This window comes from Allobaculum sp. JKK-2023, assembly GCF_034745455.1.
Classification (GTDB): Bacteria; Bacillota_I; Bacilli_A; order Erysipelotrichales; family Erysipelotrichaceae; genus Allobaculum.
The window spans coordinates 3,502,233-3,527,266 of record NZ_JAYERV010000003.1; the positions used below are offsets into that span (position 1 = coordinate 3,502,233).

The 25,034-nt window shown below is 46.0% G+C and carries 19 protein-coding genes; 14 read left to right on the forward strand and 5 right to left on the reverse strand.

Going from position 1 to position 25,034, the window contains the following annotated elements; translation table 11 throughout:
* Positions 1-1,280: 1,280 nt before the first annotated feature.
* From U4956_RS14085 to U4956_RS14120, 8 genes are all read left to right on the forward strand, one after another.
* Positions 1,281-2,420, forward strand: coding sequence for an acyl-CoA dehydrogenase (locus tag U4956_RS14085; RefSeq protein ID WP_323091353.1), 1,140 nt, complete (start codon positions 1,281-1,283; stop codon positions 2,418-2,420).
* Between the two features lie 21 nt (positions 2,421-2,441).
* On the forward strand, positions 2,442-3,239 hold the full coding sequence (locus U4956_RS14090; RefSeq protein WP_323091354.1) for an electron transfer flavoprotein subunit beta/FixA family protein: 798 nt from the start codon (positions 2,442-2,444) through the stop codon (positions 3,237-3,239).
* Positions 3,240-3,250: 11 nt separating this feature from the next.
* On the forward strand, positions 3,251-4,309 hold the full coding sequence (locus U4956_RS14095) for an electron transfer flavoprotein subunit alpha/FixB family protein (RefSeq protein WP_323091356.1): 1,059 nt from the start codon (positions 3,251-3,253) through the stop codon (positions 4,307-4,309).
* 170 nt (positions 4,310-4,479) lie between these two features.
* Positions 4,480-5,319, forward strand: coding sequence for a 3-hydroxyacyl-CoA dehydrogenase family protein (locus U4956_RS14100; protein WP_323091357.1), 840 nt, complete (start codon positions 4,480-4,482; stop codon positions 5,317-5,319).
* A 111-nt stretch (positions 5,320-5,430) separates the two neighbouring features.
* Positions 5,431-6,210 carry an enoyl-CoA hydratase-related protein gene (locus U4956_RS14105; RefSeq protein ID WP_323091358.1) on the forward strand — a complete coding sequence of 260 codons (780 nt, stop codon included), beginning with the start codon at positions 5,431-5,433 and terminating at the stop codon, positions 6,208-6,210.
* 462 nt (positions 6,211-6,672) lie between these two features.
* Positions 6,673-8,241 carry an acyl CoA:acetate/3-ketoacid CoA transferase gene (locus U4956_RS14110; RefSeq protein ID WP_323091359.1) on the forward strand — a complete coding sequence of 523 codons (1,569 nt, stop codon included), beginning with the start codon at positions 6,673-6,675 and terminating at the stop codon, positions 8,239-8,241.
* A 1,116-nt stretch (positions 8,242-9,357) separates the two neighbouring features.
* Positions 9,358-11,013, forward strand: coding sequence for an alpha-amylase family glycosyl hydrolase (locus U4956_RS14115; RefSeq protein ID WP_323091360.1), 1,656 nt, complete (start codon positions 9,358-9,360; stop codon positions 11,011-11,013).
* Between the two features lie 242 nt (positions 11,014-11,255).
* Positions 11,256-12,356 (forward strand): threonine aldolase family protein, encoded by a 1,101-nt coding sequence (locus U4956_RS14120; RefSeq protein WP_323091361.1) that lies wholly within the window; start codon positions 11,256-11,258, stop codon positions 12,354-12,356.
* A 281-nt stretch (positions 12,357-12,637) separates the two neighbouring features.
* Here the strand turns inward: U4956_RS14120 and U4956_RS14125 are convergent, their stop codons facing one another.
* The 5 genes from U4956_RS14125 to U4956_RS14145 all read right to left on the reverse strand — a co-directional run bounded on the left by U4956_RS14125 (position 12,638) and on the right by U4956_RS14145 (position 17,455).
* On the reverse strand, positions 12,638-13,753 hold the full coding sequence (locus U4956_RS14125; RefSeq protein ID WP_323091363.1) for a metallophosphoesterase: 1,116 nt from the start codon (positions 13,751-13,753) through the stop codon (positions 12,638-12,640).
* Positions 13,750-14,508, reverse strand: coding sequence for an alpha/beta hydrolase (locus U4956_RS14130; protein ID WP_323091364.1), 759 nt, complete (start codon positions 14,506-14,508; stop codon positions 13,750-13,752). The genes U4956_RS14125 and U4956_RS14130 overlap by 4 nt, the downstream gene beginning before the upstream one ends.
* A gap of 41 nt (positions 14,509-14,549) precedes the next feature.
* Positions 14,550-15,746 (reverse strand): ATP-grasp domain-containing protein, encoded by a 1,197-nt coding sequence (locus tag U4956_RS14135; RefSeq protein ID WP_323091366.1) that lies wholly within the window; start codon positions 15,744-15,746, stop codon positions 14,550-14,552.
* Positions 15,747-15,850: 104 nt separating this feature from the next.
* A complete protein-coding gene (locus U4956_RS14140) occupies positions 15,851-16,384 on the reverse strand; it encodes an NUDIX hydrolase (RefSeq protein ID WP_323091367.1) in 534 nt (177 codons plus the stop codon).
* Positions 16,385-16,729: 345 nt separating this feature from the next.
* A complete protein-coding gene (locus U4956_RS14145; RefSeq protein WP_323091368.1) occupies positions 16,730-17,455 on the reverse strand; it encodes an N-acetylmuramoyl-L-alanine amidase in 726 nt (241 codons plus the stop codon).
* A gap of 807 nt (positions 17,456-18,262) precedes the next feature.
* Here U4956_RS14145 and U4956_RS14150 point away from each other — a divergent pair.
* The 6 genes from U4956_RS14150 (at position 18,263) to U4956_RS14175 (ending at position 24,914) form a co-directional block, all read left to right on the forward strand.
* The gene (locus tag U4956_RS14150) at positions 18,263-19,027 is read left to right on the forward strand and encodes a segregation and condensation protein A (RefSeq protein ID WP_323091369.1); all 765 of its coding nucleotides are present in this window, start codon (positions 18,263-18,265) and stop codon (positions 19,025-19,027) included.
* Positions 18,976-19,665 (forward strand): SMC-Scp complex subunit ScpB, encoded by a 690-nt coding sequence (scpB, locus tag U4956_RS14155; protein ID WP_323091370.1) that lies wholly within the window; start codon positions 18,976-18,978, stop codon positions 19,663-19,665. The genes U4956_RS14150 and scpB overlap by 52 nt, the downstream gene beginning before the upstream one ends.
* Positions 19,666-20,209: 544 nt before the next feature.
* A complete protein-coding gene (locus tag U4956_RS14160) occupies positions 20,210-20,938 on the forward strand; it encodes a pseudouridine synthase (protein WP_323091514.1) in 729 nt (242 codons plus the stop codon).
* Positions 20,935-21,714 (forward strand): RsmE family RNA methyltransferase, encoded by a 780-nt coding sequence (locus U4956_RS14165; RefSeq protein ID WP_323091371.1) that lies wholly within the window; start codon positions 20,935-20,937, stop codon positions 21,712-21,714. The genes U4956_RS14160 and U4956_RS14165 overlap by 4 nt, the downstream gene beginning before the upstream one ends.
* Before the next feature lie 430 nt (positions 21,715-22,144).
* Entirely contained in the window at positions 22,145-23,461 is a 1,317-nt protein-coding gene (gene mtaB / locus U4956_RS14170) for a tRNA (N(6)-L-threonylcarbamoyladenosine(37)-C(2))-methylthiotransferase MtaB (RefSeq protein WP_323091372.1), read from the forward strand.
* On the forward strand, positions 23,439-24,914 hold the full coding sequence (locus U4956_RS14175; RefSeq protein WP_323091373.1) for a UDP-N-acetylmuramoyl-L-alanyl-D-glutamate--2,6-diaminopimelate ligase: 1,476 nt from the start codon (positions 23,439-23,441) through the stop codon (positions 24,912-24,914). The genes mtaB and U4956_RS14175 overlap by 23 nt, the downstream gene beginning before the upstream one ends.
* Positions 24,915-25,034: the final 120 nt, after the last annotated feature.

A 25,034-nucleotide genomic window follows, 5' to 3' on the forward strand; every position in this document is an offset into this window, starting at 1 on the left:
TTCTACTCTTATGAGATTGCTCATCCATACTAGACCACTCGTCGCCGAATTTCAAACTTTTATGTGAATAAATTCACACAAAACAGAAAAACCGTTCAGAACGGCCATGCACAAACCCATTGTAACAGGAAACAAGTCAAAAAGAATACGCTTTCGGCACTAAATGCCTGACAACCGACTGCTGTTTTTCCAAAAAGCCGGTCAATTGAATTGAAAATGGAATTCCTGCCGGAAAATTTCTGGATTCACAATCAGGAAGAAAAAGCGCTGAATAAGCTGGAAATTGGAAATTCTGGTCAAAAAAAGATCCGATCTTGCAATATTCAGAGGCACAAAGGATGGAATATCAGTTTTTGATCTGTCTTTTTTCTTTCTTTTTTGAAATTGTCCGAAATTTTTCGATTTTAGAAAATAAATCGAATTAGATGAGTAAATTCTTGAACAGAGACTATGAAAAATCAAGTCAGAATGATTTGTGGAAAGTCTGGATTCCGTCCTGGCTCATGAGTCAGGGGAAAAGAAAAGCCTGATTAAGAAGTCTAAATTGAAAATTACAGCGCAAAAGGAAAACTCCAGACAAAACCAGGCAGCCAGTCAAACAGTCAGGTATGGGCGATGGCTTGTTCGATAAGACAGAATGCGTTTTGAGAAAGATTTGGATTTTGAAATTTGAAAAAAGCAGACAGGATCGAATATGGCAGTGAACGAGGATTGGCTTGTCCAAAAAAGAACAAAGTCAGATTTGGATCTGGCAAAAAGGGCGGAAGGCAGGGAAGAAGAAAGAAAAGAGAGCGGGATGCTCCTGATCAGTTTGGTTAAATTCGGAATAGCGGCCATAGATTTTCGATAAAATAGCCACGATTTTCCATAAAAAAAACGAAAAAACTTGGTGTCTGAATTCGACTTTGTTTTAATGAGGAGCATGCGCCTGAAAAACGGCTCTTTACGATAAACCTAGTTGTGATTTTTGTCACGATTGAAATCGCATACATTGACTGTATGGAAATTTGGTACGAAAAAGCTGTGATTTAATTCACTTTTTCAGATGAAATCGGATTCAAGATATTTATCGCACAATTCGCCATAATTACCTGATAAAAACGCAGAAAACCCAAGAAAAGGAACGCGAAAATGCAATTTCTTAGTGAAATGATTCACATCCGAAATTGACAGTCTTTTTTTAAGGGCTATTATTTGGGTAGTGCAAAGTCCGCTGTGGAGGTGCGTCTTTGCCCGAGAATCCAAAGTTCAGGCTGAAGAGAAAGGAGAACTTCAATTTTATGGATTTCAATTTAACAGAACAACAGAAACTGATGCAGAAGTTGTTCCGGGAAGTTGCCCAGGCAGAAGTAAAAGACAATGCTGCTGACGTCGACGAAAAAGAACGTTTCCCAAAAGAAAACGTAGAAATTCTTCGTCAGGCAAAAATGCTGGGTATCCCTTATCCACGTGAATACGGTGGAGCTGGTGCAGATTATCTGTCTTACATCCTTGCTGTCGAGGAATTATCCAAGACCTGCGCAACCACAGGTGTTGTATTATCTGCCCACACTTCTTTAGGTACTTGGCCAATTGCCCAGTACGGTACTCCAGAACAGAAAGAAAAATATCTCAGACCACTGGCTTCCGGTGAAAAACTGGGTGCATTTGGTTTAACAGAACCAAACGCTGGTACAGATGCTGCTGGTCAGCAGACAACTGCTGTTCTTGATGGCGACGAATATGTAATCAATGGTACAAAAATCTTCATCACCAACGCTGGTGAAGCAGATGTTTATATCATTTTCGCAATGACTGACAAATCCAAAGGCAACAAAGGAATTTCCGCTTTCATCGTTGAAAAGGACACTCCGGGCTTTACCATTGGTCAGCATGAAAAGAAACTCGGTATCCGTGGTTCCGCTACATCCGAGCTGATCTTCAACAACGTCCGCGTTCCAAAAGAAAACCTTTTAGGCGGCGAAGGCAAAGGCTTCAAAGTAGCCATGTCTACTCTTGACGGCGGCCGTATCGGTATCGCAGCTCAGGCTCTTGGCATCGCCGAAGGCGCATTAGAAGAAACCGTTAAATACGTTAAGGAAAGAAAGCAGTTCGGACGTCCAATTGCTAAATTCCAGAATACACAGTTTGTCCTTGCCAACCTGCAGACAAAGATCGATGCAGCGAAGATGCTCGTTTACCGTGCTGCAATGGCAAAAGAAGAAGGCAAACCGTATACAGTACTGGCAGCTGAAGCAAAACTGTTCGCAGCTGAAGTTGCTATGGAAGTAACAACCAAGTGCATCCAGCTGATGGGTGGTTATGGTTATACCCGCGACCTGCCAGTTGAAAGAATGTTCCGTGATGCCAAGATCACTGAGATCTACGAAGGAACATCAGAAGTTCAGCGCATGGTTATCTCCGGCGCAGTGCTTCGGTAGTGGAAAGGAAAACGGAACGATATGAAAATTGTTGTTTTAGCTAAACAGGTCCCTGACTCAACTGAAATTACAGTCGACAAAAAAACCGGTACTCTGGTTCGTGATGGCGTTCCTTCCATCATCAACCCAGATGATTTAGCTGGTCTCGAAGCGGCTCTTGAATTAAAAGATAAATCCGACGACGTTGTCGTTGAAGTTCTCTCCATGGGTCCACCTCAGGCTGCTGGCATGCTCCAGGAAGCAATCGCACGTGGTGCTGACAAAGCTTACCTGCTGACTGACAGAAGACTTGGTGGTGCGGATACATGCGCAACATCCAGAACCCTGGCTGCGGCTCTGGATAAAATTGGCTACGACCTGATCATCGCCGGCCGTCAGGCTATTGATGGTGACACCGCTCAGGTTGGTCCTCAGACTGCTGAACGTCTTGGCATTCCTCAGGTAACTTACGTTGATGAAGTTCTGGAAGTTGCTCCAGACCATATCAAAGTTAAAAAATCCCTCGAAGATGAAGACCAGATTGTTTCTGTTCAACTCCCGGCTGTTATTACAACTCTGTCCGGTATGAATAAACCTCGTTACATGAACTGCGTGGATATCGTTGATTCCTTCAACAATCCAGTTGTCATCATGACTTACGATGATCTTGCTGAAAACCTGCCAATGGAACAGATCGGTCTTGCCGGATCTCCAACTCAGGTATTCAGAACCTTCACAAAAGATGTAACGGCTGCTACAGAAACCTTTAACCTGCCTGCAGAAGAAACCGGAAAACAGATTGCTGAAACTCTGAAAGAGAAACAGCTGATTAAGAAGTAGAAAGGAACGTCATGGCTACATTTCCAGATTACAAAGATATTTACGTATTTGTAGAACAGAAAAACTCCGAACCAGCTGAAGTTGGTTACGAGCTCATCAACAAAGCCAGAGAGCTGGTTGATGCGGCTCCGGAACTCGGCTACAAAGTCGTTGGTGTACTCCTTGGCGAAAATGTTAAGGATAAAGCACAGGACGTCATCGCTCATGGCGCTGACGAAGTGATCGTCATTGATGATCCAAAACTGAAAGACTACTCCACTCAGTACTACACAGACGCACTGACTCAGATGATCGAAAAATTCAAACCATCTTCTCTGTTAACAGGTGCAACTGTTCTCGGACGCGACCTTGCTCCACGTGTTGCGGCCCGTATCAATGCAGGTCTGACTGCTGATGCAACTGGTATTGAAATTGGTAAAGATGTAAAACTGAACTCCCGTGAAGGCGTTCGTGAAATTCCAAATGATGATGCACTGCTGCTCGTTACCCGTCCTACTTTCGGCGGTAACCTGTTCGGTACAATCGTCTGCCCCAATACTCGTCCACAGATGGCTACCATCCGTCCGAAAGTATTTGACATGGCAAAACCAGATGCTTCCAGAACTGGTGAAGTCATTGAATTTGCTCCAGTATGGGATGACAAAGCGCCAGAAGTTGTGGTTGAAGGCGTTGAACCAAAAGAAGTTGCTGGCGTAGACATCACAAAATGTGACGTTCTCGTTGGTGCTGGCCGTGGGGCTGAAGGTGCTCTTGACCTGGTTGAAGAACTCGCCAGCCTGCTCGGTGGTGAAGTTGCTGCAACTCGTGCTGCTGTTGAAGATGGCTTCCTGCCAAAAGAAAGACAGGTTGGCCAGACTGGTAAAACAGTTCGTCCAAATCTGTACATTGCCTGCGGTATCTCTGGTGCCGTTCAGCATGTAGCGGGTATGGAAAAATCCGATTACATCATCGCGATCAACCGTGACCCAGAAGCTGAAATCTTCAAGATTGCTAACCAGGGATATGTAGGAACTGTTGAACAGGTTCTGCCAGTCCTGATTGAAGAAATCAAAAAAATCAAAGCTGCTTAATCAGATCGTTTAATCAGCATCAAAACTGAGATTTGCATTCTACAGGCATGACGGATCAGTTCTAGGACGATTCGTCATGACCTGTTCCTTATTCTGTTTCTGTTGCCGTCAGCCGCTCAGATTATTCTGACTGCAACAGCATCATTTCAAAGATAAAAGGAGAGAATATCATGACAAAAGTAGGCGTAGTCGGCGCTGGTACTATGGGCCAGGGCATCGCAAATGCATTTGCATCCGCTGGAAACCCTGTAACCGTTGTTGATGTTAAAAAAGAATGGGCAGAAAACGGTGTAAACAAAATCTGCGCATCCAAAGACAAACTCGTTGCGAAAGGAAAAATCACTCCTGAAGCTGCTGAAACTGCTAAATCCAACCTCAAAGCTGGTGAATACGAAGATCTCGCAGACTGCGATTTAATCGTTGAAGCTGCTCTCGAACAGATGCCTCTGAAAAAAGAAGTATTCCACAAACTTGATGAGATTGTTAAAGAAGACGCTATCTTCGCTACCAATACTTCTTCTCTGTCCATTACTGAAATCGCTAACGGCATTAAACATCCAGTCATCGGCATGCACTTCTTCAATCCAGCAGACCGTATGAAACTGGTAGAAGTTATCTCTGGTGCTAATACTCCTGACGAAGTGAAAGAAACCATCATCGAAACTTCTAAAGCAATTGGTAAAACTCCAGTAGAAGTTAAAGAAGGACCTGGCTTTGTTGTTAACCGCATCCTGATCCCAATGATCAATGAAGCAACTGGCATTCTGCAAGAAGGCCTCGCTTCTGCTTCCGATATCGATACAGCTATGCAGCTTGGTGCCAACCACCCCATGGGACCTCTCGCTCTTGGTGACTTAATCGGTCTTGATGTCTGCCTCGCAATCATGAACGTTCTGTATGACGAAACTGGTGATCCAAAATACCGTCCTACAACTCTGCTCAAGAAAATGGTTCGCGCTGGAAAACTCGGCCGCAAAACTGGCGAAGGCTTCTACAGCTACAAGAAATAAGAACCGACAAATTAAGGGGGAACTTGCAGTTTCCCCTTTTTTTCAGAGTTGATCAGCCCGCTTTTTAACAATCATCTCCGGGCAGACTGAAATAGAGAGAAAGGATAAATCATGAATAAAGTACTTCTTGAAAAAGATGGCAACGTGGCCATCATTACCATCAACAACCCAAAAGCCCTCAACGCTCTGTCAACTGAAGTGTTAGAAGATCTTGACGCTGCGGTCAATGACGTTAAAAACGATGATGACATCTATGCAGTCATCGTAACTGGTGCAGGGGATAAATCTTTCGTTGCCGGTGCCGATATTGCCGAAATGAAAGATAAAAACGTTGAAGAAGCTGCCAAATACGGCGCATTCGGAAACAAAGTTTTCCGTGAAATTGAAACCCTGAACAAACCAGTCATTGCTGCCGTAAACGGTTTTGCTCTTGGCGGCGGAAACGAACTGGCCATGTCCTGCGATATTCGTCTGGCTGCTGACAATGCAGTATTCGGACAGCCTGAAGTTGGTCTGGGCATCACTCCAGGATTTGGAGGCACTCAGCGCCTGGCTCGCCTGATTCCAGTTGGTCTGGCAAAAGAAATCATCTATACAGCCCGCAATATCAAAGCCCCAAAAGCTCTTGAAATCGGTCTGGTGAATGCGGTTTATCCTCATGAAGAACTCATGCCAGCTGCTTTAAAAATGGCTAAGGGGATTGCGAAAAACGCTCCAAAAGCGGTAGCCGCTTCTAAGAAAGCAATCAACGACGGTCTGAATGAAACCATCGATGAGGGTATTCAGACTGAAGTTGAACAGTTCTCCGGCTGCTTCGCTACTGAAGACCAGAAATACGGTATGGATTGCTTCCTGAATAAAGTTAAAGACAAACAGTTCAAAAACAAATAAGCAAAAAAGCAGACTTAAGGTGTTTTCGAAGATGGATTGTACAGTTTTTCACTGTCCATGTCCACCATCTCAGCGCCGAAGGACAACCTTTGCATATTGAATCTCAATCTGTACAGATGCAGTCTTTGTGACAGGATATCTCGAGAGAATATCGGTGGATATCGTATCGATCTGCGTACGATCTACATATTCGACATATATGGAAAGAGGTTCAGATGAATAACGATGGATCTGGATCAGGTCTTTGGCTCCTGATCTGAAATCTGTCAACAGTCAGGACTGACGTTTATCGTTGTGTCTGGCCCGTAGATCAGACCAGCGGTTTCGGGCGTTGCCTGTGTGAAAAGCTGCTGGTCTTTCGTTTTTTTTGGATCCGCTGCCTCTTTCATGACAGTAGAGACAGTTTTGGAGTCAAACAATTTCACGATTATAAGAAACAAGAAGAATAGAAGGAGAATCATTGTGTCAAAAGTCATTACTCCAGCTCAGGCTGCTGAACTTGTCAAAGACGGCGACCGGCTGACTATGCTTGGTTTTATCGGAATGGGTCATCCTCAGGAAGTGACCTATGCCATTGAAGACCGTTTCCTCAAAACTGGACATCCACGCGATATCGATCTGTTTTTCCCGACAAACGTTGGGGATGGAACAGACCGGCTGGGCATGAATCATCTGGCTCACGAAGGTCTGCTGCGTTCCATCGTTGGTGGTCACTGGAACCTTGTCCCTGCTTTACAGAAACTGGTTACAGACAATAAAGTTCAGGCCTGGAACCTTCCAATCGGAACGCTGGCCCAGCTGCTTCGTGAAGTTGCCGGCAATCGTCCAGGTGTCATTACAAAGATCGGTCTGAATACCTTTGTTGACCCTCGCGTAGAAGGCGGCAAAATGAACGATATCACCAAAGATGACCTGGTAGAACTCATGGTGATCGATGGGGAAGAGTACCTGCGCTACAAATCACCAAAGAAAATTGATGTTGCTGTTATCCGTGGTACATTAGCCGATGAAAGCGGCAACGTAACCATGGATAAAGAAGCTGCCTTCCTGGAAGCTCTGGCTATGGCTGAAGCCGCTCATAACACTGGCGGTATCGTTATTGCTCAGGTCGAAAATATCGTCCAGAATGGATCGCTCAATCCCAAAGACGTTAAAGTACCTGGAATCATGGTTGACTACATCGTTCAGGGAACACCGGATAACTCCTGGCAGACTTATATGAATCCATATCTGCCTGAACTGTCCGGCCAGATCAAAAAGCCGCTTGGCGCGATGGAAAAGATGCCGCTCAATGCCCGTAAGGTGATCAGCCGTCGTGCGGCCATGGAACTTTCCAAGAATGCGATCGTAAACCTTGGAATCGGTATTCCAGAAGGAATTGCTAAAGTTGCCAACGAAGAAAAACTACCAGGCATGAAAATGACTGTTGAAGCCGGAAATATCGGTGGTGTACCTTCTTCAGGCGTTGGCTTTGGTTCGGCCACTAACCCTGAATGTACAATTGATTCTCCTGCCATGTTTGATTTCTACGATGGCGGCGGCCTGGATCAGGCTTTTTTGGGTCTGGCTGAATGTGACCGTAACGGGAACATCAACGTTTCCCGTTTCGGACCCAAAATTGCTGGCTGCGGTGGTTTCATTAACATCACCCAGTCCACACCAGTTGTTGTCTTCTGTGGAACGTTCACTGCAAAAGGTTTAAAAGAAAAGATTGGCGATGGCAAACTTGAAATCATCAACGAAGGTGAAGTGAAGAAGTTCATGAACGACGTTGAACAGATTACTTTCTCCGCTGAATTCGCCAAGAATGCCGGTCAGAAAGTTCTGTACGTCACTGAACGCGCTGTCTTTGAATTACGCGATGGCGTCTTCACACTGACTGAAATCGCTCCTGGAATCGATTTACAGAAAGATGTTCTCGATCAGATGGACTTCATTCCAGCGATTGCAGAAGATCTGAAGTTAATGGATGAAAGAATCTTCAAAGACGAACCAATGGGTCTTTTAGACGACATGAACAAAGCTGACTGATTGCTTCTGTTCTTCTACTTTGAAAAGGATCAAACGAATTTTACAGGTGCCCAGATCTCTTTGGGCACCTGTTTTTGTCGTGTCTGAAAAGAAGTGACCGTTTTTTTTTTTTTTTTTTTGTAAAAAGAGAGATCTCTCTTTTTGAGAAACAGGGAAGTTAATGCTCAAAACTTTTAAACGACAGGATTTCCGGGCAAAAACTGGACTGCTTTCATCTTCGCGTTCTGGTCGGAGTGTGCAAAATCGCGGGAAAATTGGAGAGATGAAAGCCTTTTTAAGCGGATTTCTTGCCTGCCTTCATGGATTTCTTATACTGATTGAGATCCCTCTAATGTGATAGCGGGACTTTTTTCAGTGACACGATGTTTAATCAGGTACAATCTGGTTAGATGGTTTGAATCAGAGATTTTCTCTGACGGGATGGACTTGCCTTACATGATAACTGACCGAGAGGAATCCATCTTTAATCAACCTTTCAGCTTAGGTGGGCCGGTAAGAGAATCAATACTGATTTTTTGGGGTTGACTCGCATCACTGAGCAGTAGATATGCCCTTAAGCTCTAATCTTTCAAATCAGAAAGTAAAGAGAGAAAATACATTTATTCTCATGCTGAAGCAGGTTCAGGATTCACGACAGAAGTTAGAGCCTGCTAAACTTGTATAAGAAGCAGAAACCCGAAATTCAGTTTTTCATTCTGCTTTGATTTTTCAATGACAGAATAACCAGCGGCCGCTTTCGGCCTGCTGCTTTCTCAATTCCTTGCTGCAGACCTGCTGTTTTGGACCTGTACAGACCTCTTGTTCTGGATCGACCGATTTTATCAACAGACGATCTGCCTGACTTTTCAGCCCCGTATCTGTTTTTACGAAAAGCCTGCCCGCAGGGAGAAAGTGATATCTGTCCAGCTGTACTCTATCAATCAAGAACATACAGATCCGATTGGACCATCAGTCTTTTCTTCGCGAGATAAGAGATCGGATCTTGAAACAAACTCAATCTTAAGGAAAGGTTTCTGTACCCTGTATAGAGCCTGGATTCCATGCCCAACGGAAAGGAGGCAAGCGCAATTCCTTCCCCAATCTCGTACTTTCGGGGGCATTCCTTGCGCAAACTCGATGAAATTTAAAAATATCCTGTCTATTGCGTTATCCGCAGCCATGCTTTGCACGACTCTGGCCGGATGTCAGCAACAGTCTAACAATACAGAATCACCCGTCACACCATTAAGCCTGATGGAAGAGATCAATACCAAAAATGTCATTGACGGCAGTGGGGATATGCGTGTCTGGTATCAGATCAATCCAAATCTGTTTACCCGAAGCGCAGATGAACCTGGAACACTGAACACCGTCAGCGATTATCTTGAATATCTGTCCGATGGCAATACGAAAACCATTGAAGACGACCTGAATCTTTCAGGTGTTTTACTGACCAACCTGATTTATACCGATGAATCTTCCACGACCAAAGAATTCAGCCAGATCAATCCAGCGCTTGGAAGTGATGAAGACCTGGCTGCATTCTGTGAAAAATCTAACAACCTTGGCATGCCGGTCATGATCTCGATTGATGTGACGAGCATCTCCACCGAAAACAGCCAGTTTCTTGCTTTGCAGGATCTGATCAACAACCTGCAGGATGGTGAAGATCCATTCGTAAAGGATCCAGTTCTGATGGGTGAATTTTATGTTGAAAAAGATAAGAACGAAGAAAACTGGATTCAGATTGGATCTTCCCCTTACTACTACCTGGCTCTGCCCCAAAGCAGCATTCCCCGAATCAATCTGGACAGCCATGTGTGGAAGCAGTTTTTGATCAGCGCGATTGAGCATTACTTCTCTCTTGGCGTGAGCGGCTTCTGCGTGACTGACTATAACAATCTCTATGTGAACGATGACCAGAAAGATGCCGACTTTATGAAGTGGTTTGATACCATCTGTAAAGAACGCAAACCGGACTGTATCAATGTCTTCCAGTATTCGAGCTGGAATGATCCGATGGGGGAAATCCCAGCCTATGCAGCGGATAGTGCTTCTGCTGGTGCTGAAGGGATGATCGCAAAAGCCGTAACCGGTGCAATCACGGCCAAAGATCTTGGCAACTACTTTGAATCCAATACGAATAAGACGCAGAATATGACGGCGTATTTCCTGAATAATGATGATGGTTCGCTCGATCTGCTCAAATCCGATAATCGCATTGCCCAGTATAAAATGGCCATGGCTCTTGAACTGATGCTCAATGGTCAGGTTTTCGTGACCGCCGGCGATGAACTGGGTCTTACTTCTGATCAGGCAGATCTGATTGTGGATGCCATCGCCTCCGCACCGGCCGCTGCTGAAGATTACTCGGCAAGCGGAGATCTGACGGGTGCGGAAATGACTGGTCAGGAAGGAACTCCAGCGGCTGAAGTGAACCTTGAATTTGGAAATCTTGCCCAGCAGAAAGAAGATGGCAGTTCCATTCTCAATTTTGTTATGCAGGCAATTGCTCTGCGGGATTCTTATCGTTCCATTACGGAAGCTCCGACTACTGTTTCCCAGGAGCTTTCGACCGATACAGTTCTGGTCATTGACCGGAAATCCGAAACTTCGGAAACTGTTCTGGTCTTCAACTTATCCGACAGCTCACAGAGTGTCGACCTGTCTGCCATGCAGATTTCTGGTCTGCCGGCTGAACTGGGCGGGGTGCTGTTAACCGGTACGCAGGATGTTGTTGTTGAAGGACAGACCCTGACTCTGCCGGCCTATTCAATGGCTTTGCTGAAGTAAATGAAGAAGAGGCGCGTTTTTCTTTAGAATTCCAAAAAATCCTTCAGAAACTGACAGATTGAGATTTCTGTCAGTTTCCAGGCGCCTAAGAAGTAAAATAATAACGATCATTTATAGGCCGGAAAACTGACAGGGATCAGTATGGCTTATAGACATGGGACTTTTGATCGCCCATCATAAGAAAAGATAAGCAGAAAACCGGGGATCAGGGGTGGTCAGACGGTTTTCAGAGAGGGGAAACAATGATTTTTTTTCGCAACGATTATGGAGAAGGCTGTATTGAACCGATCATGAAACTTCTCCAGCAGGCCAATGATGAGTCCAATCCCGGCTATGGAGAAGACAAATATTCACAACGGGCCAGGGAACTGATCCAGTCCAAGCTTCCAGATGTTCCATCTGACATTCATTTTATTGTATCGGGAACGCTGACCAATGTCGTGATGATGCGCCATGTTCTGCGCCCGTACCAGTGCGTTCTGTGCACGGATTCCTCCCATATCGTCCAGCATGAAGCGGGGGCGATTGAGCAGACAGGACATAAGATCATTCAGATTCCAAACAGCAGCGGCAAAATTTCGGCTGTTTCTTTGTCTAAAACAATCAACAAGCTGAATTCTGATGAACATTTTCTGATGGAACCAAAACTGGTCTATCTGTCCAATGCTACGGAATTTGGAACGGTTTATACCCGTGAAGAACTCGAAGAGATTTCCAGAATCTGTAAAGAAAACCACATGTACCTCATGATTGATGGGGCAAGAATCGGACAGGCGCTGATGAGCGGCATTGATTATACACTCAATGACATTGCCAAGTGGGCTGACTTATTCTGGATTGGCGGTACCAAAAACGGTGCCCTCTTTGGTGAAGCGGTGGTCATCACCAACAACGATCTGAAGCCATATTTCCGTCATGTACAGAAACAGAGCGGTGCCATTCTGGCCAAAGGCTGGCTGATTGCCATGCAGTTTATTGGCCTGTTTGAAAATGATAGCTTTTATCAGTGTGCCAAATATTCCAATGAGCTGGCTTCTATCATTCAAAATGAGATCATCCGTCTTGGATATCCATTGTTCATGAAGTCAACGACCAACCAGATCTTCCTGGTTCTGAACCAGGTTCAGTATGAGTACCTCAAAGACAAAGTCGACTTTGAAATCTGGACGTACTGGGATGAGAATGTCATCATCCGTCTAGTGACCAGCTGGCATACTTCAAAAACTGCGGTTTCGACTCTTTGTCAATATCTTCAGCTTGCGATGGATGCCTCCAAAGCTGCTGAAGCTCAGACAGAAAAAGAAGAGGAAGAAACCGAAAATACAGAAGAAACACCAGTATAGTCTGTGGTCTGGCTGGGCTTGCCCCATAAGCCCTCGATAACTCCTTATGGTGCTTTTTCCCAACTTTGAAATCACAAGTAAGGCCAGATTCTGATCAGAAAGCTGAAAGGAATCTGGCCTTTTGGCGTAGGTAGATTGTAAAAAATGTCCGGTCAACAAAAAAGCAGCCCGATCGAATATTCGTCAGACTGCCTGATTTGTTTTGTGTGGGTGTAAAGGTTTGCTTGGTTGCGCGCTTGCAGATTGGCAAAACTATTGCTGGTAAGCAAGAGTCTATCTGTTTACCAGTTGAGGTCGGCATCTTCATGTTCCAGAACAGGATCATAAGACAGATTGGTCAGATCCGTCCAGCCCATGACACCATGGTGCTTGACCTGCGCCTTGTGACCCCAGACATTGACCAGATGGACGGTCTGTCCGGCGATCAGCGGCAGTTCATAGTTGGTATAGTTTGAGGCTTTGCCATCAATCAGGAATTCATTATCGACCCAGATCCTGCGGTGCAGGTGAGGGGAATAGACCAGGGACTGGTTTTCGCCCTTTTCAAGAAGTTCAACATCTCCCTGAGAGAAGTTGATATAAAACGAATACTGATTTTCAGGTCTGGTGGTATGGAGGGCTCTGACTTTCGGCAGCAGATCGGTGTTCACAAACCGAAGGGTATTGTGCGAAAGAATCAGCGCATTGAGCTGCCCGGCTTTTTTGACCACATTTCCCCCGTCAATGGAAATAATATTCTTTTCCCTGTTCAGTTTCGGGTTAAAGCTGGGATAAAGAACGCAGTATTCGCTGACGGGCATATGGCCCACAATGACTGGTCTGGAAAAGTGAACATCTTCCTGATCGAACTGAAAGCGAGTCATGATATCCCGAAAGTCATCCGCAAATGTCTGCTCATTGGCTATTCCTGAGTGAGCCAGAATATAGTCTGGCGTATCAATCACATGAGGAAGATCATTGAGAAAGGACAACTCTTTGAGATAGCGTTTGCGCAGCTCGTAACAGAGAGCATCCATGTCGGTCTCTTCAGTTAAAGCGGGAAGACCGGCCTGGGCGATCATTTCATGAATCAGAGAGTGCTTTCTGTTGAGCAGGACTTGTTTGAGGAAGTCGAGCCGATAAGAAAACAGAACGTTTTTGGCAACAAAATCACAGTTGCCCATCATTGGATAAACAAAACCAGCATCCATCTGCTTCATGATAAAGTGCAGGGTAGCCAGCGACTGGTCGCCTTTTTCAACTAAATCACCCAGCAGGATCAGACGATCCTTGCCGGGTTTATAGTCAACTTTTTTCAGGAGCTTCTGATATGTTTTCAACGCTCCATGAATATCAGAAATAACAATTGTACGGCCTTGAAAACGGCCAATTTTTTGAATCACAGGTTTACGGTTCATTTTAAAAGAAACCTCAGAAAGGTATCCGCCAAAGCTTCCCATTGCGCTTCGCAGTGTTCTCCTTCTGGCTGGACATCAAACTGGAGTTTGATTCCTTTTTTCAGAAGAATATTGGCCAGCGTTGTCAGTACACGGGTTTCCTGAATGAATTCATGGCCCGTATTGCCTTCTCTTGCGCCCCAGGAAAGATAGAGGCTGCCTGGCAGCTTCACATGGGCTCTTGCTGAATGGTACAGCAAAGAAGACTGACTGGGAAGAACATAAGGGGACAGGGCAGCTGCCTTGGAAAAGACATGGCTGTAAGCATAAAGAGCATAGATGGCCATCAGGCCGCCGCAGCTAGAGCCGCCAATCCAGGTTTTGCTTCGCTCCGGACGCGTTGGAAAATGGGTATCGACGTAAGGCTTGAGCGTCTGGACGATAAAGTCCATCGTCTGTCGGCCTTTGCCCTCGAAAGCGCCATCATATTCTGGATCGTAAAAAGGGTACGGGGCGTATTCACTTAACCGTTCGTTGCCTTCATGGGTGCATTCCAGACCGACAACCATGATCTCCTGAGGCAATCGGTATAAGGGATTGAGCAGCCGCCAGCTGCGGCCATAGGTTGCATCTTCATCAAAGAAGAGGTTATGGCCATCAAACATATAGAGCACAGGATATCGGTTCTGACTGGAAATATAGTCATCGGGCAAATACATGTGAATCATCACATTGCGATGAAGCTGATCGGAATACAGATCAAACTTGGTGATCAAAACTGAATCTCCAGGATCTGTTTTTAGAAGAATGCGTTGAATTAATACTTCGCAAAAGAATCCCGATAGAATTCATCGCGTCGTTCCGGGGAGGTGAAGCGGGCTTTGATGGTGACATCGCCCATTGCGCTCGCAAAAGCGGGTGGCAGAACTTCAACTCCAATCAGTTCACTGGAATATTTATCCATTAAGAACTCAACGGAGTTGCGATAATTCACACCTGTCCGGCGGCCGACAAATCCGGCCGAGTATTTTGCCTTTTCATGAACTGGACATTTCTGTTCCAGCAGTACCTGTGCCCATAAACTGTAAATATCTTCATCAAAGGAGTAGTTGATCAGATCTGGACAGAATCCTCCAGGTGGTCTGAAATTCATTTCCAGAGCGACCAGATCTCCCTTGTGACCAAGACCTGGCTGGTCTTCGGTCAGTTCAAAATATTCTCCATGGAAGAAACGGTTGCGGATGCCAAAAGCCTGGATAACCTGGTTGGCAATCTGCTGACGTTCAGGGGAAATTTCAAAGTTGTAGTAGGTTCCAATGGAATCGTGATTCTGGACAGAATCCATGCAGTTGGAAACATAGTTCATTCCGCTTAAGAAACGGATCCTGCCTTCGCCATCGGCAAGACCATCAAGCGTTGTGACATTTCCTTTGATGAATTTTTCCAGAATCATCTGCAGGCCGATCTGTTCGGCTTCATGCCAGTAGCGATCCATTTCCTGCTCATCATGGATGTGCCAGGTATAGCTTGCGCCTACGCCGACATCCGGTTTTAAAACAAGATTCCAGCCATTCTCCCTGGCAAATGCTTTTGCTTCTTCAAGAGAGTGCGGCAGGCAATAGGGGGCCACTTTCAATCCGGCTTTTTCATAGTAGGACTTCATGGCGGATTTGGACTGGAATTCCTGAATCTGTTTCAGTGAGAAACCACTGGCCAGATGGAAATCGTCGCGAAGTCTGGCATCCAGGTCGAGCCAGGCTTCATTGTTGGATTCGATCCAGTCCGGTTTGCCGTATTTGAAGGCGAAATAGGCGACAGCTTTATACACTTCATCGTAGTTGTGGAACGAAGACACTTTGTAACATTCGTCGATGTTTCGTTTTAGTTCCGGATGAAGATTGTCGTAATCAGTATCAATGACTGCAAGGACTCTGGCACCCATTCTCTTCAGCCCCCGGCAGAACATCCAGTAACTTTCTGGATAGTTTGGGGAGATGAAAACAAAATTCTCCATTCAGTACACCTTTCTTTGTATTCTTATCTTTCTTCTTATCAAATCAATCAAGATTGATTCCAAAATTCACTGCTTCCTGTTTCTGGCCGAAAACAGGAAGTCTTTTACTTTTCACGTATGGCTTCAAGTTCCTGCAGCTTTGCGTGATAAATGGCCAGAATAGTTTTGCCATCACGAATCTCGCCGCCAGCAATCTTCTGGTACGCTTCTTCGAGATCCATCCAGACCAGCGTGATATCTTCTGTATCATCCATGGCCAGACGGTGTTCTGCCTTGGAAACACCATGCGCCTGATAGACATAAATGACTTCCGAATCGTAGCCTGGAGTTGGCCAGAAGGCTGTGATCAGCGATAAAGATTCGGCTTTGCAGCCGGTTTCTTCATTCAGCTCACGATTGGCAGTGACCATTGGATCTTCACCGGCATCAATCGTTCCCGCCGGGATTTCCAGAGTCTGCACATTGCCGATCCCAGCCCGGGTCTGCCTGACAAGCAAAATCTTGTGATCCACAATCACACTGATGGCAGCCCCCCCGGGATGAATGACCAGGTCGCGCCACATCAGAGCGCCGTTGACCTCCATTTCTTTCTGGACAACGGAAAAAATCTTGCCATCAAAAATTTCTTTGGTACTCATATCCACCTCCGTATCAAATCAATGGGATCTGCCTTTTCTGCCTTTTTGCTGTGGGAGTTTTCTAGTCTGAAAATTGAATGCTTTTGTGCTTTCTTTTTTTGCAGTCATTTCTGACTGAATCCCCCGCCCGGGAAAATCGGCAGGATTGATGCGGCAGCAGTTATGCATCAATGCCTTAAAATCATGCATTCTCGCAAAAATGCCTGAAAAGTATATTTCAAGAATACAAAAATGCCAGTCAAAAAAAAGAAAAAATTCAGTTTGCAAACAAATCAGACGCAAAAAAGAGAAAAGACAGTCCATAAAAACAGCCAGATGAGCTTTTAAGCCAGTCTGGTTTTCTTGCTAGTCAACCGAATTGAGAAATGCCTGGGTAATGGCATTGGCAATCCGGGTCTGGAACTTGGTATCCGAGAGCTTGGAATAGTCGGTCGGATTTGTGATATAGCCAACCTGAAGCAGAATCGAAGGAATCGAAGTGTCTTTCAGGATGGCAAAGGAATCGTAGTGATCTGTATCAATTCCTTCAAAGCGTGAATAGCTGGTCGCCTGAATCTGATCTGCAAGCTCCTTTGTCAGATCATCGAGCTGGGGATTATTCGGCTGGGTAAAGATGGAAAAGCCGCGATGCAGGGAAGAGTCCTGGTTCATCGCAAGCGACAGCACATAGTCCGCCTGATCAGCTTTTGCCTGTTCGAGACGTACGGTTTCGCAATTGTCTTCACTTGAACAGGCTGGGACATCGTCGTACCATCGTGAGTATTCCACCTGGTATCCGGCTTTTTCAAGTGCGCTGCCAATGGTGACGGCCAGCTGCATCAGCAGATCTTTTTCAGACTGCTGGTTATCGATGGTGTAGCCGACATCACTGCCCCCGCGGGCCGGATCAATATAAATCAGCGCTTTGGATCTGGAACGGGGTGTTTCCACATCCTCGTTGGTCTGAAGCGGTTCGTCTGGATTGTAGACCGGAACCTTATCTTCTTTGGCCATCGGCTGTCCACCCAGATTGGGTTCAATTACCAGAAGGATGAACAGAGCGGCCAGTAAAAACAGAACAGCACGTTTCATAACGTCTCCTCCTGCTATGGATAAAGACCGAATCGAGGGATCCGGTCACCTAGAATTTTAAACAATCGAAATGCAAGGCGCAAAAAAAGCTCTCTAATTCTGGGAGAATCATGGAAATCTATACTCATCGAAAAACCAGCCCGTTCTGAAAGCGCATAAAATTATGCAAAATCTAAATCGTTGATTTTCGTCCACGCGGGGCTTGAAAATGGTACTCTGAATTCGCGAAGAAAGATCTGCATCAGTCAGCGCTCCAATCCAGCAGTCAGGCTATGCTGGCGGAAAAACCAGAATATCCTGCCAGACAGACTATGGTATTTGTATATCAATAATGAGCAGGCCGTTTGACTGGATTCTTCTTTTACAAAATACCCAAAAGAAATAGACAGAATGGAAACCGGAATGCTTTTCTTTAGGCCGTTTGAAATTTGATCCAGATTCTGCATACAATATTCAAATTGAATTGTTGGGCCTTTAGATTGAAAAATCATACAGATCAATTCATAGGCGAGAAACTCCTGGCCAGAAACCACCCAAAATATTCATTCCGCCTGCCTTCTTTCCAATAAAGAGAAAGAGCCCAGACAGAAAAAAGGGCCAGAAGTTATAGTGCCTGGCAGATCAGAATCAGAAGGCAAAGAAGGAATGGAGAGCCTGCCTGCCAGGAAAGAGCACGGAAAAGCCGGACAGAAATGAATGGACAGAATGTAGCGACAAATCGTACAAAGAGGATTTGACGAATTGAACAGAGATGGAATCCATTGGTGCTGCGAGATTTTATCCATCAAAAAAGAAGGAGGCAGGGACATGGAATTTAATGTATCGCTGGACCAGTTTGAAGGACCATTGGATCTGATGCTTCATCTGGTCCATACCAATAAACTGGATTTATTTGAACTCAAGCTCGATGTTCTTGCCACCCAATACATTGCCTATATCCGTCATGCCCTCAATAAGGGCCTGGATGTGAGCAGTGAATATCTGGTTGAATTTACATCGCTGATGGAATACAAGTCCCGCAAACTTCTGCCCAAAAAGCAGGAAATTGAAATGGATGAAGACTCTTATCAGGAAGATCCGGCCCAGGCAATGGCCAGACGACTGCAGGAATATGAAAAATGCAAACAGGAAGCCGCGATGCTTTCAAAACTTCATGAACTCCGCCAGTCCCAGTTTGACCGGGCTCCGGCCAGCCTGATTGACGAATGGTCGGCCCATCCAGATCCCAGTGTAAAGCTGCATTTAAAAAGTGCTGATTTACAGAAAGCCTTTGAGCGTCTGATGCGCCGTTATGCCATTTTAAAACCCTATGAAACGCAGGTTGAAGTGAAGGAACTGTCCGTGGAAGAGCGGATGGAACAGATTCTAAAGATGGATGTCTTTACGAATACCCCATTTCCATTTGAACAGCTGCTCGAGGATACGAAAACCCTTCATGAAGTCGTCGTGACCTTTCTGGCGATTCTTGAGCTGGTCCATGATGGTCTGGCGGCTGTCTATTGTAGTGAAGAGGAGGAAATATGGATACAGAAAATCTCTTTGAAAAAATCCGACCCATCCTGGAAGGATTGATTTTCACCAGCGGAGAAGAAGGTCTCTCCCTTGTCCAGATTCAGTCGGCTTTTGAAGAATGCACACGTGATGAACTTGGCCAGGCTCTCGAACTTCTTCGAAGAGACTATGTATCTGAATTACGGGGGATTGAGCTGGTCAAATATGGCGGACGTTGGAAATTTGTCGCCAAAGAAAAGGTCTATCCGTATGCCTCACGCCTGTATTCCAAAGCGAAAAGCAGTTCTTTATCCAATGCAGCGATGGAAGTTCTTTCGCTGATTGCGTACCGCCAGCCGATTACCCGCGTTGAAATCGATGAAATTCGCGGCGTATCGAGTGAGCTGATGCTCAAAAAGCTGCAGGCCAGAGATCTGATTGAAACGTGCGGCAATAAAGACACCGTCGGCCGCCCGCTTTTATATCGGGTTTCCAGTGCTTTCTACGATGCTTTTGGGCTCGAAAGCCTGGCTGATCTTCCGGAATGTGATACAGATCCGAAAACGAGTCCGCTTTTTGAACGAGAGGAAGAATCTTCTTCATCCGCTGATGGATCAAATGAGAATGGTGCCCAGTCAGAACAAGATGGCGAACCATTTGAAACTGCTGGCCCTGCCAAAAAGGAACAGGCAGAGAGCAACAAACAAATCAGAGAATAACGAGCAGGCGATCGAAGCCGGGGAATCTGCTGGCCAAGCACTCAATTAGAAATCGTCCCACAGAAAAACCACAGATATTTATACCGCAGACGTCAAAACTTCAGAGATCCAAATTACAGGAAATCAATCAACTCTGCCAAGTTTCTGGATGGATATCCGGCTCAAGCCACTCGATGAAGGGGGTTGGCCAAGAAATCCGTCTTGTCCGGGTTTCTTTTCGGTTTGTTTCTGGCTCTTCTGGTCTAGACAGGTCACAATTTTGCCAGGATAAAGGATAATAGAAGCGCGAGGAAACCAGAGTAGATTCTGGCTTTCCAAAGCGCTGATCGAAATCTGAAGATTAAGTTTTATTTCAAATTTTATTTCGCTGCTGATCTCTGAGAGGTTTTATGCAGAAAGACTGCGAATGGTCAGACCTCTTATTACTGATTCATGGCAGCGCCAATTCTGGATTTCAGGCTTTGTTTTCTGATCGGGAAAATGAGGTCTTAAGCAAAATTAAATCAATCAGACAAATAACAAAAATGGAAAGAGAGGCATGATGATGGAAGAACGTTTACAGAAAGTCATCGCGCAATCTGGAATCTGCTCACGCCGTAAAGCAGAAGAGCTGATTCTGGCTGGAAAAGTGAAAGTCAATGGCAGCACCATTACGACTTTAGGGACCAAGGTCGACAGCCGCGACCGGATCACGGTCAATGGCAAGACCCTGTCCAAAGAAGAAAAAGTCTACTATGTCCTCAATAAGCCAAAAGGTTGTGTCACGACGGTGAAAGATGATAAAGATCGCGACACCGTCATGAACTATGTACCGGCCAATCCCCGTGTGTTCCCGGTCGGACGTCTTGACTACGATACCAGCGGGGTTCTGCTGCTGACCAATGATGGCGAGTTTGCCAATCAGATGATGCACCCGCGCTATCACCTGCCAAAAACGTATGAAATCAACCTGCAGGGCATGTTGACGGAAGACGATGTCAAAAAGCTGCGCAAAGGTTTTACCTATCAGGGAGAAAAATATTCTCCGGCCAAAGTATTCATTAAGAATAAAGACTATGCAAGAGATCGTATGCTGGTGGATCTGACCATTTATGAAGGCCGCAACCATCAGGTCAAAAAAATGATGGAAGCATTAGGCCATGAAGTGCGCAGGCTGAATCGTTCCCGTTTTGGATTTGTAACCGTGGACGATCTGAAACCCGGTCAGGCAAGACGGCTTAAACCATACGATGTTCGTAAATTAGTTGCCATGGCTCAGGAAGAATCCAAGTGAAACAGATTTTTACTGACGAGGAACTCCATGTCGGCAAGATTCTGACGCTCGATGAAAAGACTGCTCATCACCTGTTCCACGTCACCCGCACCACACCAAAAGAGCGCATCCGCATCATTTCCAGAAACGGCCGCGTCTATCATGGCCATGTCCAGGAGCGTCCGCATGTATATGTCAGTGAGGAAACGGACCAGACAAACGATACGCCGCCTGAACTGACTTTATGCGCAGCCTTGATCAAGGCGGACAAATTTGAGTGGATGCTCCAGAAAGCCGCCGAACTGGGCGTTACCCGCATTGTGCCCTTTACCAGTGCAAATACCATCATTGCGCTTGAACCCAAGAAAATTGACAAGAAACTGGCCCGATGGGCCAGCATTCTTGAAGGGGCCTGCCGGCAGTCCAATCGGACCAATCTGGTGACCATTGAAAAGCCAGTCCGCCTGCAGGATCTGAGTCAGTTTCAGTCCGAACTGAATCTCTGTGCCTGGGAAAAAGAAAATGTCAGCCAGCATCTTTGCTGCAGCCTTGACAGGATCGATCATTCAGCAACCTTTGTCATTGGCCCTGAAGGCGGCCTGACGGCTGGCGAAGCGGATTTTCTTGAACAGGAAGGATTTATTCTCTGCTCGCTTGGAAACCGGATTTTAAGAGCTGAAACAGCCGCCTGCTATATGCTGGCCTGTGCAGATTACGCCTGGCATGCCAATCATGGCCTGTGTCAGACAGACCAGAAGCCGGAATCCAGCGAGAATGGAGCTGCATCTTCCAATTAAGATCTCCGTTTTCTTGCCGGATGGACCAAAGGGAAAGGAAGATTTCTTCTTCTGAACTTGTTAATTGACTCGTTTACTTTTGGATGTGTCTTCGTCTTTGCAAAAAAAGGCATCTGGATACCGCTCGTATCCCCATCCTGATCGTTTTTAGGTCAGTGGTGGGGATTTTTCGTTGCTTCTCATGTGAAAATGCGGCAGAGCGTGATAAAACAGTCCTGTATACTCGATTGTTATCACTTTCAGGATGCTGCTCAAAATTATGATCTGTTGTCTTGCCTTCTTTTTCGATAAAATCATCAAAGAGCCAGAACTGTCATCCCTGGAACCAGAATGAATGCATATCTGTTCAACACAGACAGAAAAAACAGCCTGCCTGCTTTTTTCTGTTCGTCTGGGCAGGAAAAGGCCAGACCGGGAAGGAGAGAGAAAAATGAAGAAATTTGAAATTGAAACCCTTGGCTGCAAGGTGAATGAATATGAATCGGCTTTCTACGCTTCCCAGCTTGAAAAAGCCGGATTTGAACGTGCCACAAAAGGGGAGCCGGCTGATGTGCTCATTATCAATACCTGTACTGTGACCAATACTGCCGCGGCCAAATCCCGTCGCCGGATCAATCGGCTTAAACGGGAAAACCCAAATGCTTTTGTCGCTGCCGTGGGCTGTTATACGCAGATGCTTGAGGCTGCAGAGCGTGAAGCTTTGCATGTCGATCTGATTGTTGGTGCTTCGCATAAAGACGAGCTTGCACAAAAAGTTATGGAAGGCATGAATTTGCACACTTCACAGGATCTTGTTGAAGAAAGCCGCGATCTGACGCGTTTTGAGTCGATGCCGATTGGTTTTTTTGAAGGGCAGCACCGTGCATTTTTAAAGATTCAGGATGGATGCAACCAGTATTGTGCCTATTGCCAGATTCCATTGGCCCGCGGCCCGGAAAGAAGCCAGCTGCCACAGGAAGTCGTCAAGAGCGCTCAGATGTTAGCTCAAAACGGCCATCTTGAAATCGTCCTGACTGGCATTCATACCGGCCGCTACCACTTCAGACAGACCAATCTGACCGATCTGCTGAAGATGCTGCTGGAAAACACACCGGAAGATGTGTGCTATCGGTTATCCAGTATTGAGATTACTGAAGTCAGCGATGAGCTGCTTGATCTGATGGAGAAAAATCCCCGGATCCTGCCGCACCTTCATATTCCGATTCAGGCCGGCGATGACAGGACTTTAGCGCGTATGAAACGTCCGTATACTGTTGCCCAGTTTGAAAAACGGCTGGAAGACATCCGAAAACGCATTCCTGATATCTCGATTTCGACCGATGTCATTACCGGCTTTGTCGGCGAAACGGATGATGAATTTGAGACGACAAAGAAAACGCTGTCTGAGTGCAGGTTTTCTTTTCTGCATGTGTTCCCTTATTCGAGAAGAAAGGGAACAGCAGCGGATAAAATGAGCGGATTTGTCGATGGCAATACGGCCAAGGCGCGTACTGATGCTTTACTGGCTCTTTCCAGAGAGCTGCGCCATCAGGACATGGCCCGCTTTGAGAGAAGTCAGATGCTGATTGAGCGCGAGGAGCCCGGTCATGAAAACTGGTACATTGGCTACACAAGCCAATACCATCCAGCCCGGATTTATTCCCCGACTCCCCTTAGCGGCCGAATCAATGTTAGAATGACGGAAAGTGCACAGGAACGATATACAGTCGTTGCAGAGGATCAAGATGAGATTATCAAAAATGTTTAAGAATGTTCCGACTACCAATATTCAGGGACTTTCTTTTGATTCCCGGAAAATAAAACCCGGTGATATGTATTTCTGTATGCCCGGGCTTACCTTTGACGGGCATGATTTTATCGATCAGGCCATCGATAAAGGAGCGATCGCGATCGTTCATTCTAAACCGGTTGAGCACCCAAGGGGCGGAGCGGTGTATATCAAAGTGGATGATACTGTCGATGCTCTCAATCAGGCAGCCCGAATCTTCTATAACCGACCATCGGACCAGCTGCTGATGTATGGGATTACGGGAACGAATGGTAAAAGTACAGTAGCCAATATTATCCGTCACTTTGAGCAGCCCGAAACGCCATGCGGCTATATTGGCACGATTGCGATTGCCTATGGAAACTGCACATTTGCTCCAGATCTTACCACACCCGATACCGTGTTCTTGCAGAAGACCCTGCGCAATATGGTGGATGCCGGCATGCAAGCCTGCGCCATGGAAGTCTCCAGCCATGGCCTTGCCCAGAAACGGGTCGAAGGCATTGATTTTGATTGCGCGGTTTTTACCAACTTTACCTATGACCACCTTGATTTCCATGGCACCATGGAAAATTACTTTGAAGCCAAATCCCGTCTGTTTGCAAAACGTGTCAAAACAGATGGTGTATCCGTTCTGAATGCGGATGACCCAAAATACCAGGAACTCGCTTCTCTTTCTGCGGCTCGCACAGTCAGCTACTCGACCAAACAGGAAGCCGATTACCGGGCAATTAATATCAAGATGGATCAGGGATCCATTTCTTTTGATCTGGTCTATGGAACCAAAACCTATCCAGTGATTTCCAATCTGGTTGGTGAATTCAACTTATATAACCTGTTAGCTGCCATTGCGGCGGTTCATGAAACCAGCTCTCAGCCTTTAGAAGAAATCATTGCCAAAGCCAAGACGATTCCGCAGGTTCCAGGCCGTATGGAACAGATTCATGAAGGCCAGAACTTCAATGTCATTGTTGACTTTGCCCACACTCCAGATGGCATGGAAAAGATGTTCAAATTTGGCCGCATGATTACCAAACCAGGCGGTCAGCTGATCGCTGTTTTTGGATCCGCTGGTAAGCGCGATAAACCAAAACGGAAAGTCTTTGGCGAACTGGCTGAACGCTATTGCGATCAGGTCTACCTGACTGAAGATGATCCGCGCGACGAAAATCCGCAGGACATTGCCCATGAAATCCGTTCGGGGATGAGCACCGTTCGTTCGGTCTTTGTTCCAGAACGCTATGAAGCCATCCGCCAGGCGATTGAATCAGCCAATGAAGGCGATACGGTTCTGCTGCTGGGAAAAGGCGATGAAACCTTCATGTATCATGAAGAAGGCCGGGTTCCCTGGATGGGCGACAATACAGCAGCCAGAGAATGTCTGGACCGTATTCTCAAACCAGAAGACCACCATACATCTTCGGCTTCTTGAACTATTTCTTGAAGTCATGCTGTCGGAGTCAGGTATACGGGAGATTAAAAAAGAAGTCACCTTCTCGGCCATTGAATGACCGAGGATCCTTGCCCAGCAGTCCTGAATCCACGCTGCCTG

Coding starts and splice junctions, on each gene's coding strand:
- scpB (WP_323091370.1), top strand. CDS start 18,976: ATGGATACAGAAAATCTCTTTGAAAAAATCCGACCCATCCTGGAAGGA.
- mtaB (WP_323091372.1), top strand. CDS start 22,145: ATGAAGAAATTTGAAATTGAAACCCTTGGCTGCAAGGTGAATGAATAT.
- U4956_RS14135 (WP_323091366.1), bottom strand. CDS start 15,746: ATGGAGAATTTTGTTTTCATCTCCCCAAACTATCCAGAAAGTTACTGG.
- U4956_RS14145 (WP_323091368.1), bottom strand. CDS start 17,455: ATGAAACGTGCTGTTCTGTTTTTACTGGCCGCTCTGTTCATCCTTCTG.
- U4956_RS14160 (WP_323091514.1), top strand. CDS start 20,210: ATGGAAGAACGTTTACAGAAAGTCATCGCGCAATCTGGAATCTGCTCA.
- U4956_RS14100 (WP_323091357.1), top strand. CDS start 4,480: ATGACAAAAGTAGGCGTAGTCGGCGCTGGTACTATGGGCCAGGGCATC.
- U4956_RS14095 (WP_323091356.1), top strand. CDS start 3,251: ATGGCTACATTTCCAGATTACAAAGATATTTACGTATTTGTAGAACAG.
- U4956_RS14140 (WP_323091367.1), bottom strand. CDS start 16,384: ATGAGTACCAAAGAAATTTTTGATGGCAAGATTTTTTCCGTTGTCCAG.
- U4956_RS14120 (WP_323091361.1), top strand. CDS start 11,256: ATGATTTTTTTTCGCAACGATTATGGAGAAGGCTGTATTGAACCGATC.
- U4956_RS14115 (WP_323091360.1), top strand. CDS start 9,358: ATGAAATTTAAAAATATCCTGTCTATTGCGTTATCCGCAGCCATGCTT.
- U4956_RS14150 (WP_323091369.1), top strand. CDS start 18,263: ATGGAATTTAATGTATCGCTGGACCAGTTTGAAGGACCATTGGATCTG.
- U4956_RS14125 (WP_323091363.1), bottom strand. CDS start 13,753: ATGAACCGTAAACCTGTGATTCAAAAAATTGGCCGTTTTCAAGGCCGT.
- U4956_RS14085 (WP_323091353.1), top strand. CDS start 1,281: ATGGATTTCAATTTAACAGAACAACAGAAACTGATGCAGAAGTTGTTC.
- U4956_RS14090 (WP_323091354.1), top strand. CDS start 2,442: ATGAAAATTGTTGTTTTAGCTAAACAGGTCCCTGACTCAACTGAAATT.
- U4956_RS14105 (WP_323091358.1), top strand. CDS start 5,431: ATGAATAAAGTACTTCTTGAAAAAGATGGCAACGTGGCCATCATTACC.
- U4956_RS14175 (WP_323091373.1), top strand. CDS start 23,439: ATGAGATTATCAAAAATGTTTAAGAATGTTCCGACTACCAATATTCAG.